At 62.6% G+C, this 14,291-nt stretch carries 10 protein-coding genes; 5 read left to right on the forward strand and 5 right to left on the reverse strand.

The window, feature by feature from the left end; all coding sequences use genetic code 11:
* Positions 1–194 precede the first annotated feature (194 nt).
* The 4 genes from BMW76_RS16265 (at position 195) to BMW76_RS16280 (ending at position 5,341) form a co-directional block, all read left to right on the forward strand.
* A complete protein-coding gene (locus BMW76_RS16265) occupies positions 195–1,250 on the forward strand; it encodes a putative 2-aminoethylphosphonate ABC transporter substrate-binding protein (RefSeq protein ID WP_090866744.1) in 1,056 nt (351 codons plus the stop codon).
* A gap of 110 nt (positions 1,251–1,360) precedes the next feature.
* Complete coding sequence (locus BMW76_RS16270) at positions 1,361–2,452, forward strand: putative 2-aminoethylphosphonate ABC transporter ATP-binding protein (RefSeq protein ID WP_090866933.1); 1,092 nt, start codon at positions 1,361–1,363, stop codon at positions 2,450–2,452.
* Positions 2,449–4,176 carry a putative 2-aminoethylphosphonate ABC transporter permease subunit gene (locus tag BMW76_RS16275; protein WP_090866747.1) on the forward strand — a complete coding sequence of 576 codons (1,728 nt, stop codon included), beginning with the start codon at positions 2,449–2,451 and terminating at the stop codon, positions 4,174–4,176. The genes BMW76_RS16270 and BMW76_RS16275 overlap by 4 nt, the downstream gene beginning before the upstream one ends.
* A gap of 34 nt (positions 4,177–4,210) precedes the next feature.
* On the forward strand, positions 4,211–5,341 hold the full coding sequence (locus tag BMW76_RS16280; RefSeq protein ID WP_090866748.1) for a 2-aminoethylphosphonate--pyruvate transaminase: 1,131 nt from the start codon (positions 4,211–4,213) through the stop codon (positions 5,339–5,341).
* A gap of 163 nt (positions 5,342–5,504) precedes the next feature.
* Here the strand turns inward: BMW76_RS16280 and BMW76_RS16285 are convergent, their stop codons facing one another.
* Positions 5,505–6,230, reverse strand: a complete 726-nt coding sequence (locus BMW76_RS16285) for a phosphonate utilization associated transcriptional regulator (RefSeq protein ID WP_090866750.1) — start codon at positions 6,228–6,230, stop codon at positions 5,505–5,507.
* 357 nt (positions 6,231–6,587) lie between these two features.
* Complete coding sequence (locus BMW76_RS16290) at positions 6,588–7,529, reverse strand: hypothetical protein (protein ID WP_090866752.1); 942 nt, start codon at positions 7,527–7,529, stop codon at positions 6,588–6,590.
* Positions 7,530–7,814: 285 nt separating this feature from the next.
* Between BMW76_RS16290 and BMW76_RS16295 the strand changes: the two genes are divergently transcribed.
* Positions 7,815–11,756 carry an AAA family ATPase gene (locus BMW76_RS16295; protein ID WP_090866754.1) on the forward strand — a complete coding sequence of 1,314 codons (3,942 nt, stop codon included), beginning with the start codon at positions 7,815–7,817 and terminating at the stop codon, positions 11,754–11,756.
* A 21-nt stretch (positions 11,757–11,777) separates the two neighbouring features.
* Here the strand turns inward: BMW76_RS16295 and BMW76_RS16300 are convergent, their stop codons facing one another.
* From BMW76_RS16300 to BMW76_RS16310, 3 genes are read right to left on the reverse strand one after another with little or no spacing between them, the layout of a single operon-like run.
* Positions 11,778–12,821 (reverse strand): YncE family protein, encoded by a 1,044-nt coding sequence (locus tag BMW76_RS16300; RefSeq protein ID WP_090866756.1) that lies wholly within the window; start codon positions 12,819–12,821, stop codon positions 11,778–11,780.
* Positions 12,818–14,083 carry an MFS transporter gene (locus tag BMW76_RS16305; RefSeq protein ID WP_090866758.1) on the reverse strand — a complete coding sequence of 422 codons (1,266 nt, stop codon included), beginning with the start codon at positions 14,081–14,083 and terminating at the stop codon, positions 12,818–12,820. Before BMW76_RS16305 ends, BMW76_RS16300 begins: the two co-directional genes overlap by 4 nt.
* Positions 14,058–14,267: a chromate resistance protein ChrB domain-containing protein gene (locus BMW76_RS16310; protein WP_090866760.1), complete on the reverse strand. Its 210-nt coding sequence runs from the start codon at positions 14,265–14,267 to the stop codon at positions 14,058–14,060. Before BMW76_RS16310 ends, BMW76_RS16305 begins: the two co-directional genes overlap by 26 nt.
* Between the last annotated feature and the right edge of the window lie 24 nt (positions 14,268–14,291).

Genomic DNA, 14,291 nt, shown 5'->3' on the forward strand with positions numbered 1-14,291 from the left:
AGTGTGGCAATACTTGACATTAAAATTGACGTTTTGTAGATTGTCAACAACAGACAACAACGAAGCAGTCGACGAGGGTGCAGCATCGAGCCGCAGTGGAACCATCGCGGCGGCACCACCGCAGTGGAACCACATACCGCAGCACTGGCCGTTTCCGTCGCTGGCCGCGACGCCATTTATCAAGGGGTCTGGAGATGAAGGAACAAGCGGGATTCAACGGTTGCAAAGGTCTTCTGAACGTGGCGGCGCGCTGTGTCGTGGCGGCGTCGCTGGCGTTCGGCGCGGTGCAGCTGGCGCACGCGAAGACGCAATTGCTGGTCTACACGGCGCTCGAAGACGAGGCGATGAAGCCGTACAAGGATGCGTTCGAAAAAGCGAACCCGGACATCGAGATTCGCTGGGTGCGCGACTCGACGGGCGCTGTCACGGCGAAGCTGCTGGCCGAAAAGAACAATCCGCGCGCCGACGTCGTGCTCGGCCTCGCCGCATCGAGCCTCACGCTGCTGGACCTGCAAGGCATGCTGATGCCGTATGAGCCGAAGGGTTTCGACAGCCTCACGCGCAAGTACAGCGACAGCAACAATCCGCCGCATTGGGTCGGCATGGACGTGTGGGGCGCAACCATCTGCTACAACCGCGTCGAGGCGGAGAAGCGCAATTTGCCGAAGCCGACTTCGTGGGAAGACCTCACGAAGCCGGTCTACAAAGGGATGATCGTGATGCCGAGCCCGGTCTCGTCGGGCACGGGCTATCTGGACGTCACCTCGTGGCTGCAGACCTTCGGCGAAGAGAAGGGCTGGCAGTACATGGATGCGCTCGACAAGAACGTCGCGCAATACGTGCATTCGGGCTCGAAGCCTTGCACGCTGGCGGGCACGGGCGAATTCCCGATCGGCATTTCATTCGAGTTCCGCGGACATGAGCTGCAGGCGCAAGGCGCGCCCATCGATCTGATCTTCCCGAAAGAAGGGCTCGGCTGGGACATGGAAGCGACAGGCGTGATGAAGACGACCAGGCACCCCGACGAAGCGAAGAAGCTCGCGGACTTCATGGCAAGCCGGCAAGCGAATGAAATCACCGCGCAATGGTGGGCGATCGTCGCGTATCCGGGTGTCGCGAACAAGCTCTCCGGTATCCCCGACAACTATTCGCAAATGCTCGTGAAAAACGACTTCGTGTGGTCCGCGAAGAACCGCCAGGCGATTCTCGATGACTGGCAAAAGCGCTACGGCAGCAAGGAGCAGAAGTAGCACTGGGTCTCGCGTGAAGCGCGTGAATCATGAGTGATTCGCGCGCTTCGACCGACGCAGCGGCGCATGCCGCCGCGATGCAGGCAGAAGAAGCGAAGGCGGAGGAACAGATGACAGCCTATTTGAGCGTGCAGCAGGTTTCCAAGCGGTTCAACGACACGCCCGTTCTGACGGATATCGATCTCGGCGTGAAGAAGGGCGAGATGCTTTGTTTTCTGGGGCCGTCGGGATGCGGCAAGACGACGTTGCTGCGCATCATCGCGGGACTGGAGACGCAGAGCACCGGCCGCATCATGCAGGACGGCCGCGACATCTCGCGTTTGCCGCCGCAGCTTCGCGACTACGGCATCGTGTTCCAGTCGTACGCGTTGTTTCCGAACCTCACGATCTTCGACAACGTCGCCTACGGCCTCGTGAATCGCAAGATGAAGCGCGCAGCGATTGCCGGGCGGGTGCATGAACTGCTCGCGCTGGTCGGCTTGCCGGACGCGCATCGCAAGCATCCGAACCAGTTGTCGGGCGGCCAGCAGCAGCGCATTGCGCTCGCGCGTGCGCTTGCCACTTCACCGGGGCTTTTGCTGCTCGACGAGCCGCTGTCCGCGCTCGATGCGCGCGTGCGCGTGCGGCTGCGCCAGGAGATTCGCCAGTTGCAGCAGCGCCTCGGCGTCACGACGATCATGGTCACGCACGATCAGGAAGAGGCGCTGTCGATGGCCGATCGCATCGTCGTGATGAATCATGGCGTGATCGAGCAGATCGGCACGCCGCATGAGATCTATCGCGAGCCCGCGTCGCCTTTCGTCGCGGATTTCATCGGCAAGGTCAACATGATTCCCGCCGAGGTGATGCACGACGGCACGCTGAAGGCGGGCGAGATCGGCTTGCGCTATGGATGCGGCACGGCACAGCCCGCGCCCGGTTCGAAGGTGTCCGCATTCGTGCGTCCCGAAGACATTCATATTCGCATGCCCGGCGGCGCGCCCGACAACCTGCTGGCCGCTCGTGTCGAAAAGCTCGAATTTCTCGGCGCATTCTGCCGTGTCAGCTTCAAGGTCGACGGGCTGGCAGGGCAGGAGATCGTCGCGGATCTGTCGTTTCATGAGATGCGCCGCACGGGTCTGCAAACGGGCGCGCGCTTCGATCTCGCCATCAACCGCGAAAACGTGTGCGTGTTCACGGCCGCGAAGGAGCGTCTGCAATGAGCGCCGTTCTGATCGAACGCCGTGCCGGCGAAGAAGCGCACGCCGAAGTGCGGCAAATCACGCATTGGCATGACAGGATCGGACAGCTTGCGCTTCTGCTGATGTGTGCGCTGCTTACCGTGTTCCTCCTGTTGCCGCTTGCGCTCGTGATCGGCAAGTGCTTCGTCGATGCGGACGGGCGCTTCATCGGGCTTGCGAACTTCAGCGGCTATCTGGCGAACAGTGCCGTGTGGACGTCGGCGCTTCACTCTCTAGCCGTCGCCTGCACGGTCACATCGATCGTCATTCCGATGGCATTCACCTTTGCCTATGCGCTCACGCGCTCGTGCATGCCGATGAAAAACGCGGTGCGCACGGTCGCGCTGCTGCCGTTGCTCGCGCCGACGTTGCTATCCGCCGTGTCATTCATCTACTGGTTCGGCAATTCGGGCATCCTGAAGCCGCTGCTGCACGGCCAGTCGATCTACGGTTTCGCGGGCATCGTATGCAGCCTCGTCTATGCAGCGTTTCCACACGTGCTGATGATTCTCGTGACGGCGCTGTCGCTATCCGACGGACGCCTGTACGAAGCCGCCGACGCGATGGGCACGCGCCGTCTGCGCAAGTTCATGACGATCACGCTGCCGGGCGCAAAGTACGGCCTGATCAGCGCGACGATGGTGTCGTTCACGATCTGCATCAACGACTTCGGCGTTCCCGTTGTGATCGGCGGGCCCTACACGGTGCTGTCGACGGATATCTACAAGCTCATCATCGGCTTGCAGGATTTCAATCGCAGCGCGGTGGTCAGTTTGCTGTTGCTGTGTCCCGCGCTGGTTGCATTTGCCGTCGACTTCTTCATTCGCCGCAAGCAGCAGTCGCAGCTCGGCGCGCGCTCGACGCCGTTCCAGCCCAAGCCGTCGCGCGGCTTCGACATGGCGATGCTCGCATATTGCGCCGTCGTGTGCCTGTTGATGATCGCCGTGGTGGGCATTTCGGTGTTCGCGTCGTTCGTCAAGTTCTGGCCGTATCAGATGAGCCTCGGCTTGCAGCACTACAAGATGGGCCTGATCGCAGCGGGCATTTTCGACGCGTACATGAACAGCCTGAAGATGGCGGCGTGCGTGGCGATCGGCGGCACGGCGATCGTGTTCGGCGGCGCGTATCTCGTCGAGAAGACGCGCGGTCCGCGCTGGCTGCGTGGCTTCATCAATCTCTGCGCGATCCTGCCGATGGGCGTGCCGGGGCTCGTGCTCGGCATCAGCTACATCTTTCTCTTCAATGCGCCCGCCAACCCGCTCAATGGCCTCTATGGGACGCTTGCACTGCTCGCGATCGTGACGGTCGTGCATTACTACTCGTCGAGTCATCTGACGGCCGTAACCGCGTTGCGGCAGATCGACAACGAGTTCGAAGCCGTTTCGGCATCGCTGAAAGTGCCTTTCTACAAGACGTTCTGGCGCGTCACGGTGCCCGTGTGCCTGCCGTCGATTTTGCAGATCGCGCGCTACCTGTTCGTCAACGGCATGACGACGGTGTCGGCGGTTGCGTTTCTGTATTCGCCCGACACGCAGCCTGCATCCGTTGCGATCCTCAATCTCGACGACGCTGGACAGATCGGGCCGGCCGCCGCGATGGCGACGCTCGTGCTCGTGACGGCTTCGTTTGCATGTCTGCTGTTCGCCGGCGTGTCGCACGGCGTGTTGCGTAGAACCCAGGCATGGCGCACTTCGCGCCGTGGCTGAACCGTACTTTCACCGCGTCTATCAAGGAGCTCACGTGAACCTGTCCAGCCAACCGATTCTGCTCACTCCCGGTCCGCTTACGACATCCGACCGCACGCGCGAGGCGATGCTGCGCGACTGGGGATCCTGGGATAGCGACTTCAACGAAATCACCGCGCGCATTCGCCGCGAGACACTGCGCATCGTGCACGGCGAAGCGACGCACGAGTGCGTGCCGTTGCAGGGCAGCGGCACATTCTCCGTCGAAGCGGCGATCGGCACGATCGTTCCGCGCGACGGGCATGTGCTGGTGCCGAACAACGGCGCCTATTGCCAGCGCATCGCGAAGATCTGCCGGACGCTGGGGCGGCGTCATCAGACCATCGACTATCCGGAAGACACGCAGGTCAAGCCCGCCGACATCGACCGTGCGCTCGCCGCCGATCCGGGCATCACGCACGTTGCGCTGGTTCACTGCGAAACAGGCGCGGGCGTGCTCAACCCTCTGCACGAGATCGCGATGGTGGTTGCCAAGCACAGACGCAGTCTGATCGTCGATGCGATGAGCTCCTTCGGCGCGATCGATATCGACGCGCGGCAGACGCCGTTCGATGCCGTCGTCGCCGCGTCGGGCAAATGCCTGGAAGGCGTGCCCGGCATGGGCTTCGTGATCGTGAGGCGCAGCACGCTGGAGCGCTGCGAAGGCAATAGCCACTCGCTCGCAATGGACCTGTACGATCAATGGGTCTACATGAATCGCACGATGCAATGGCGCTTCACGCCGCCGACGCATGTCGTCGCCGCGCTCGATCAGGCCATCGCGCAGTACAACGAGGAGGGCGGTCTTGAAGCGCGGGGCGCGCGTTATGCAGGCAACTGTCGCGCGCTGATCGAAGGCATGGGCAAGCTGGGCTTCCGGCCATTTCTCGATCAGTCGATCCAGGCACCCATCATCGTGACCTTCCATGCGCCCGACGATCCCGCCTACGACTTCAAGACGTTCTATCAGGAGGTGAAGAAGCGCGGATACATCCTCTATCCGGGCAAGCTGACGCAGATTGAAACGTTCCGCGTCGGTTGCATAGGGCACTTCGGCAAGACGGGCATTCCCGGCGCGGTCGCCGCGATCGCCGATACGCTGAAGGCCATGGGTATCACGCAGGTGTCGCCGAAAGCGCTTGCGTGACACACGCAGCCACGCTCGAAGATTTCGTGCGGGTGATGGTGCGAAATCTTCGAGGCGGCGGGGTCTTTTTACGTCACGTCATTTGGGCAAGCATTCGTGCGGCCAATTCTGTGGCCGCGCGTAAGGTGGCCGCACATAAGGTGGCCGCACATAAGGGGGGCCGTCAAGACCCGGCAACGGATGCGCGATCCTGACTCGCAGTCTCGGTCCAGCGCTCGTGCGCGCGCTGCATCCTCGCAAGACCGTGCGCGACATGTTCGCGCACGAGCAGGACCGCATTTTCTTCTTCGCCGCGAGCCAGCGCATTGACGATCTTCTCGTGTTCGGTGACGGATTCGCCGAGCGCGCCTTGATCCGTTTCGATCGCCGCCTGCCGCAACAGGCCGAGCTGGCGCACGAGATGCCGATACGTCGAGATCAGATGCTGATTGCCGACGCCCGCGACCATCGCATCGTGCAACTGGATGTTCAGTTCGGTGTAGCGCACGAGATCGCGCGTTTTCTTCGCGGCCTTCATTGCAGCGATGATGCCTTTCAGCGCGCCGAGCGTTTCGGGCGTCATGTGATTTGCGAGCCAGCGCGCGACAGACTCGTCGAGCATCGCGCGGACTTCGTAGATCTCTTGCGCTTCGCGCAGCGAAACGACCCGCACGGTCACGCCACGGTTCTTTTCCGTTTTGAGCAGCCCTGCCTGTTCGAGCGCGCGAAAAGCTTCGCGCACGGGCCCTCGCGATACGTTCAGCCGCGTGGCGACTTCCACTTCATTGAGCTTTTCGCCGGGCGCAAGCTCGCCCGAAAGAATGCTCTGCTCGAGACTCTCCTGCACGAGCATCGCGAGCGAATGTCGTTGCAAGAGTTCAAAGGCGCTGGGCAGGTTGGAGCTGGTCATGGCAGTCGATGCAAGCGAAGGGCGACGGATGAACGTCTGACCTGTCAAACACTAACTTACACGTTTGTTTATTGTCAACAATGCCGAACGCTGGATCTGACCGGGTCGCCTTGCGGGCCGGCAGTGCCGACGATCGTCGTGCTCGCGGTCGCGCTGTTCGGGCCGCGTACCACAGGTCTTGCACTCGACGACATCGCGCGATGAATAAGTGAGCGGGTAGCGGTGGCGCCGCGCGTGTCGGCTCAAGCGCTGATGCCGTTCAGTCACGCGACCGAACGGCATCTTGGGGTTGTGATGCACAGCCGTTTGCGCAACGTCCGCGCCGATGTCCGCTACGGCAGCGGCCCGTCGCGCGCGTTAGCTCATGATCGGCGTCATCGCCGTTTCGATCCGCGACGCCTGATTGCGGGTAATCATGCTGCCGAGCGCGTGACTGAAGCGCGGTTCCTGCACACCGGAAATGATGTATTGCCACCGGTACGCGCCAAGCAGACCTGCATGCACGGACTCTTTTCCGGCCATCGTCAGAGGCCGTCCGCAGATCGTTGCAAAGTAGTCGGCATCCGCGCGAGCCTGCGTTTGCAGCATGCCGTCGACGGCAGCGACCAGTTCGATCAGCTCGTCGACTGCCTTGTCGCGCTCTTCAGGCGAAAGCCGGGCGTCTTCGCGTTGCCATTCGAGTTCGTCGAGGATCGCGTGCTGCGATTCCTCGCGCCAATGGTAGAGAAAGACGTCCCTCCACAGTTCGGATGCGTTCGCGTCACCGTCGATGCTGCCGCGATAGTGCGCGAGCACGAAGAGCTCGATGTGGCAGGTCAGCGCGAGCACGGCCCAGGTGGATTTCGACAGGACGAACGAGGCGACGCTGTTGGCTTCGGGCAAGAACGCATAGCCGGTGGGCATGCCTTCGGCGCACATGCGTTCGATGCGGCGAAACAGTTCCTGATGCTTGATTTCTTCATCGCTGAACCGGACGAGCGCTTCGAGGGCGTTCTGGTCGCCGAGGTGGTACGGACCGCTCATCTCCAGGACCTTGGCAGCAATGAAGCGTTCGACGAGGCCGAACATGTTTGCATACGTGCGTCCCTGAATCTGGCTGAGCATGCGCTGTTCGTCGGGGCCGAGGAAGGCGAGGGAATCGACCTTCGATAGCGCGTCCGGCAGGAATTTCTTCGAGAAGTCGAAAGATCGGCCGCGAATCACGTCGCGGTCGATGTCCCAGCGGACGCGTTTCGATGCAGCGATACATTTTGCGTAGCGGTTGGCGTCGATCTGGTTCACATCGGTGGTGATTTCCATTGAAACATCTCCTTCAATTGCGGTTCATCGATACTCACAGTGCCGATGCCGCAGGGATGTCCCTTCGAATGTGCCAGCCACCTTGGCCGGGCCGCATCGCCACAGTCCAACTATCGTTGCCGGACGTCATCGATCCGTGAACAGCGCGCGGGGCCGCGTGAAATCGCCGTAAAAAAATCGAATGAAAAAAAGCCCGGCCTGTGCGAAGTGCGGGCGGGATGATGCGTGAATATCGAGCGCCGCGAAGTAAACTGTTCGTAGGTAACGCTTCATCTCTCGCACGTCATGACCCGGCTCACGATCGAAGTCCTTGGAGGCCTGCACATCCGCCTTGCCGGGGAGCGCGTGCCGCTGGACTTTCCGACGAAGAAGAGCAAGGCGATCCTGGCCTACCTCGCCTTGTCGCCGGGCATGCTGCGCTCGCGCGAGCAGCTGGCAAGCGTGTTCTGGGAGCGCAGCGCCGAAGAGCAGGCGAGAGCGAGTTTGCGGCAGACGCTGTCGAGCCTGCGCCGGATGTTGTCGCACGCCGCGCCGCTATTGAAGACGGAGCCGGACGCGATATGGCTCGACGCTCATCTTGTCGACGTCGACGCGCTGCAATTCACGCACTTCTCAGGCGAGCGGTCTGCCGAGTCACTGGCCAAGGCTGTCGCGCTCTATCGAGGCGCGCTGCTCGATGGCTTTGGTCTGCATGAAGACCCGTTCGAACAGTGGATGACCGTCGAGCGCCGCTGGTTTCATGAGCGCGCAGTGGAAGTGTTCGCCAAACTCGTCAGCCTTTACGAGCAATCCGGCGCGTCCAGTCACGCCATAGCGGCGGCAAGCAGAATTCTGGCATTGGACCCGTTGCTGGAGTGGGCGCATGCGGCGCTCATGAGGCTGTATGCGAGCGCGGGGCGCCGGGATGCTGCCATGCGTCAATATCAGGAATGCGTCCGCGTGCTCAACGCCGAACTCGGCATGGTTCCCACGGAAGGGACACAACGTCTCGCTGCCGACATCCAGCAGAATGGGTACAGCGTGCCCGCCACGTCAGTTGGCATTGCCGGAGTGCAGGCAGAGCAGCGTCGCGCTGCGCCGCGCGGCGTGAATGAAGCCGTCAATGAGGCGATATCGCCGGCGGAGCGCAAGCCGTTGAGCGTGCTCTGCACGCGCGTGCGCGAGCCGATTGGCGACATGGACCCCGAGCTCGCGTTGGAGCGGGTCGACGCTGTGCTGAAGATGATGGTCGATGCCGTCCACCGGTTCGGCGGCCTCACGACGCAGCTTCGAAGCGATGGCGTGACGGCGCTGTTCGGGGCGCCCGTCTCGCAGGAGGACCACGCGGTACGGGCGTGCTATGCCGCGCTCGCGATGCGCGAAGCGATGCGGGCGGTCGTGGGACGGCCGCTGGACGTGCGGATCGGCATCCATTCCGGCGACGCCGTCGTCCGGACGATCGGCAGCGACCGGGCGCAGCACTACGACGCGCTGGGCGCCGTACCGCAACTGGCGAACCTGATCGATTCCATCTTGTCCGCCGATGAGATCGGCGTGAGCGCCGACACCGCGCGGTGCGCCGAAGGATTCATCGAACTCGCGGATCGCAGGGCGCGCGTGCTGCCAGGCGCGGCGCCCTCCGTCGAGATCTTCATACTACGCGCGAGGTCTGGGCTGCGGCTTCGTTGGGACGCTCGCGCGGCACGCGGTCTTTCGCGGTTTGTCGGCCGCGACACGGAAATGGCCGGTTTGCAGGGGCTGCTCGGGCGTGCCGCGCGAGGCGCAGGGCAGGTGTGTGCGATCGTCGGCGAGGCGGGGGTGGGCAAATCCCGTCTGGTGCACGAGTTCATCAGCGCTGCACGCGCGTCCGGATGGACGACACTCGAAACGGGTACGAGCTCGCACGACAATAGCGCAATCTATCTTCCCGTCGCCGAGCTGCTGCGAACGTGGTTCGGCATCGGCGAGCGCGACACGCTGGCTGAAGCGGCTGACAGGCTGCATCAGGGCATCGGGGCTGTCGACCCGGAACTTGCCGTGACGCGTCCCGCGTTGGCTGCGCTGCTGGACTTGCCGCCCGACGATCCGCAATGGGAGATCGCGAGTCCGCCGCAAAAGCGCAAGCGCACGCTCGAAGCCGTCGCTTCTCTCGTGATCCGCGCAAGTGAGCACCATCCGCTGGTCGTCGTCGTCGAGGATCTGCATTGGAACGACGATGGCACGCAAGCCGTGCTCGATCATCTCGTCGATTGCATTGGCGCCGCGCGCGTGTTGCTGCTCGTCACGCATCGGCCCGAATACCGGCACGCGTGGTTCGGCAAGAGCTATTTCTCGCAGCTTCATCTGGACAGTCTTGCCGCCGAAAGCGCGGACCTGCTGCTGCGCTCGCTGCTCGGCGACGATGTCGGGGTATTGGCGCTGCGCAGACGGCTGATCGAGCGCACGGGCCGCACGCCGCTTTTCCTCGAAGAGTCGGTCCGCGCACTGGTCGATGCGGGTGCGCTGGTCGGTCAGACGGGCGCCTACCAGATGGTTCGAACCATCGACACGTTCGAGATCCCATCGACTGTGCATGCCGTCCTTGCATCGCGGATCGATCGACTGTCCGCGCAACAAAAGGCTGTGCTGCAGATGGCAGCCGTGATCGGGCAGGAGTTCGCGGTCGATCTTCTGCAGCCGGTGGCCGAGCTCGAACGCGAGTCGCTGCTCGATCTGCTCGGCGAGTTGCAGGCAGCAGAACTGCTCTATCAGACGCGCTTGCTGCCGCGTCAGCAGTACACGTTCAAGCATGCGCTCACGCATCGTGTCGCTTATGCAAGCGTGCTCAAGGAGCGAAGGCGATCGTTGCATGTGCAACTCGTGGAGGTGATCGAGCGGCTCCATGCGCAACGTCTCGACGAGCATGTCGAGCGCCTCGCGCATCACGCGCTTGCGGGTGAGCTGTGGGAGAAGGCTGTCGATTACCTGTACCGCTCGGCGTGCAAGGCGCTGCAGCGATCCGCCTATCAGCAGACGGTCGAGTACCTGAACCGGGGACTCGACATCATCCGGACGTTGCCTCGCACGCCGGCGCTGCTCAGGCATGAACTCGATTATCAAAAGGTCCTGGGCGTGACGATGATGGCGGCGAAAGGCTGGGCCGCCAAAGAAGTGCTTGACGCGTATACGCAGGCCCGTTTGCTATGCGAGGAGCTAGGTGACGAGAGCGAGTTGTTCACCGTATTGCGAGGGGAAGGGCAGTACCGGATGATCCGTGGCGAGTCGGAAATCGCCCGTGAACTCGGCAACCGCTGCGCCGCGCTGACAGCGGACTCGCACGATCCTGCGATGCATATCGAAACGCATCATCTGTTCTGGACGAACAGCTTTTTCATGGGGGAATACGCGGCGGCCGCGTTCCATTGTGGAAAGGGCATCGCATTGTACGAGCGCGAACGGGACCATGCGCTGACGTTCAAGTACTCCGGACATGATCCGGGTGTGTGCTGCCGGTGCTTCACCGCGCTCGTGCAGTGCCTGCGCGGCTATCCGGACAAGTCGCTGTCGATTTCCGACGAGACGCTCGAGCTCGCAAGCGAACTCGATCATCCGCTGACGACGGCTCTCGCGTACTGGACACGCAGCTTTGCGCATATCCTGCGTGGCGAGCCGGAATTGGCAAGGGAGTGGGCGGCACTGGAAATCTCCCTATGCGAGGAATACGCGTTGCCCTTGCTGCTGTCACAGGGGACGTTTCAACTGGGCTGGGCATTGACGCAATCCGGCGACCTCGACGAAGGGATCGAACGGATGCGTGAGGGTATTGCGGCAATCAGCGCAACGGGGGCGGAAATGGGCTTGCCGTACTTCAACGCGCTGCTTGGCGAAGCGCTTGGCCGAGCCGGCAAACGGGAGGCGGGACTCGTCGAAATCGACCGGGCGCTCGCGGCTGTCGATGAGCATGGCGGGCGTTTCCAGCTCTCCGAAATGCTGCGGCTCAAAGGCGAATTGCTCGCAGCCCAGCGGAGTGCGCGATGCGAGGAAGGGGTCGCGTTCATTCGCGAAGCAGTCGTGGTTGCACAAAGGCAGGGCGCGTGCTTTCCGGGTCTTCGTGCGGCGATCACCCTTGCACGCAAGCTGGCATCGACGGGCGACTTCGATCATGCCCGCGCCGTGCTGCAGCCCGCCTGCGAAGCCATGAGTGAGGGGAGCGGACTGACGGATGTGCGTGCGGCGCGGGCACTGCTCGGTGAACTCAGGAACGGGTAGCAGGGCGATCGCGTGCATGATTCACCGTGGCGCCATGACACGAAGCACCGGACGCCCATCGACGTTCTTCAGCGGGAAATAGACGCGATGCGTCGATGGATCGACGCCGACCACATGCGCGTTGGGCCCAATGCTGCCCTCTCCCGTCTTCGACACGGTCGATGAGCCGACAGCGAACATCGACACGATGCCGGCTTCACCTGCCACGAAGAGCGTGCCGCGACCGGGATCGAACGCGAGTACGTCGGGACCGTCACCGACGTCAAACGACTGTAAGACCTCTTTCGTGCGCAGGTTCAGCTCGAGAAGCCTGGCATTGTCTTCGCACGCGACAAATGCCAGGTGGAGATGAGGAACGATGTAAAGGCCGTGGTTGCCCTTTGCGCCAGGCAGATCGATCCGCGCAACGATCGAGTCGTTCGACGGGTCGATCTCGACGAGTTGCCGTCGCGACTGCGCGTTGACAAAGATGTGGCGCGATGCAGCGTCGTACTGGGAGTTGCCGATCGTACCGCCCAGCGGGATCGTATTGAGGCGGCGATTGGATTGGGTGTCGATCACCGTTTCTGTCCCACCCGTTTCGTCCGACACATAAAGTTTTCGCATGTCCGGCGCGTAGGCCATTCCGTCCGGATAGACGCCGCCCGGCATGCGCGCGGTGATTTTCAGCGTGGCTTCGTCAATGGCGACGACTTCGTTCGTGCCCGTCGCTGACGCATAGACGCGCGACAGTTCGGGCACGACAAGTACTCCATGCACTGCGGCGATGTTGCCGATGCGAGCGACGACACGGGAGGTCTGTGTGTCGACGACGATGACCTCGCTGTCGCCCAGGTGGGCGATGAACAGCAGATGCCGGTCCGGGTCGACACTTTCATAGTCGAGCCTGGACGCGCGGCCCGGAAGCGGAATGTCGGCGACGTGCGCCAACGGCAGTTCCGCAACTGCGGGCTTACCGGCAGCATTCGAGTCGTGATGGACGATCAGTGCTGCAATCGCGAGGATCACAAGCATGACGAGCATCGTTGCAACGTGACGATGATCGATACCGATACGATTGTTCATGACGAACCTCCGTCGGGTTTAACGTGACGGAATGCGGCGAGCAGCGATAAGTCGTACGCAATCTTCAATGCGCCGCACGCGACGAGAGGAGCGCCGAGCCACCCGAGGCTGAGAAGCGCCCCTGAGAGAGTGGGCGCGAGCGCGGCTGCCAGACTTCTTGGCACGGCCGTAAAGCTTGCCGCAGCGGGACGCTCACCCGGCGTTACAACGGACATCACGTAGGCGCTGCGCGTGGGCACGTCCATCTGCGAAAGGGCGCTGCGCGCGAGGAGTAGCAGCAGCGTCAGCGTGAGAGACGGCGAGAACGCCGCGGCAATCAGACATACGCTCGACGGGATATGGGTGAACACCATTGTGTTGAGCAGACCGATACGGCGCGACAGTGGTGCCGCAGCAAGCTGCGAACCCGCGCTGAGCAGTCCGGCCCAGAAAAAGAACTGCCCGGCAGCGCCAAGCGAAAGCCCAAACCGCTCGATCAACCACAAAGTCAGCAGCGAGTTGACGAGCAGGCCACCTGCGAAGGCGTCGACGCTGAATAGCATCGCGAGGCGAGTGACGATTCCGCGCGATGCCCCAAGCGATACGCGTGGCGTGTCGATGCTGGACGGGCGTGCCGGCAGGCGCGCGTAGAGTAGCCAGATGGCGGCTCCTGTTATCGCGTAGACGATGAACATGATGCGCATCGCCATAAGCGGCGAAGCAGCCGTGTGGGCTGCGATCGAATCGGGCAAGCCTGCCGCGAGTGCACCCAGTGCGGCCGATAGCGCGCCGACGAGGCTATAGCGTGCAAATAGCGCGGTTCGCGCGTCGCCCGTTGCGGCTTCGGCGAGCCTTGCGTGTTCGAGCGGGAGAAACAGACTGACATCGCCGGAACTCGGGTTCAACGTGCCGACGAACGCGACGACGAGCAGCGGCCATAGCGATGACAGCCCCGCGAATGCGAGACCCGTGGCCATCATCAGTGCTGCCGCAAGGCGCAACAGGCCGCGCGGCGCAAAGCGATTGCCTGAGAGACCCACCAGGATCGTCGCGAAGGCCGAACCGAACAGGGTGGTCGTGCTGACCAGTCCGACATCCAGTTGCCCAAAACCGAGCTTGAGCAGGTAGCCGGGCAGCAGCACCGCAATGAAGCCGTCGCACATGCCGCGCAGTCCGCGGGCGACAAGCAGGACCAGGGCGCCGCGTTCAGCGCCTTCGGGAAGGAGCAACGCAGACAGCCTTGATCTGCGCGTTCCATCAGCGGTGCATCCGGGTATGGGCATTGTCCTTGCACCACACATAGAGTGCGTCATCCATGAGCACGCCGTAACGCAGTTGTTCGCGATCGTCTGCAAAGGTGCGCGACATCCCGACGGAAATTACGTCAAGGCCCGCTGACTCTGCCGCGAGATCGACACCCGCACTGACGTCAGCCGTGTTGAGCAGGAATGTACGACTTGTCGGCATGGGTCTGTCCTCGCAGGTACACGC

This window comes from Paraburkholderia diazotrophica, assembly GCF_900108945.1.
Classification (GTDB): Bacteria; Pseudomonadota; Gammaproteobacteria; order Burkholderiales; family Burkholderiaceae; genus Paraburkholderia; species Paraburkholderia diazotrophica.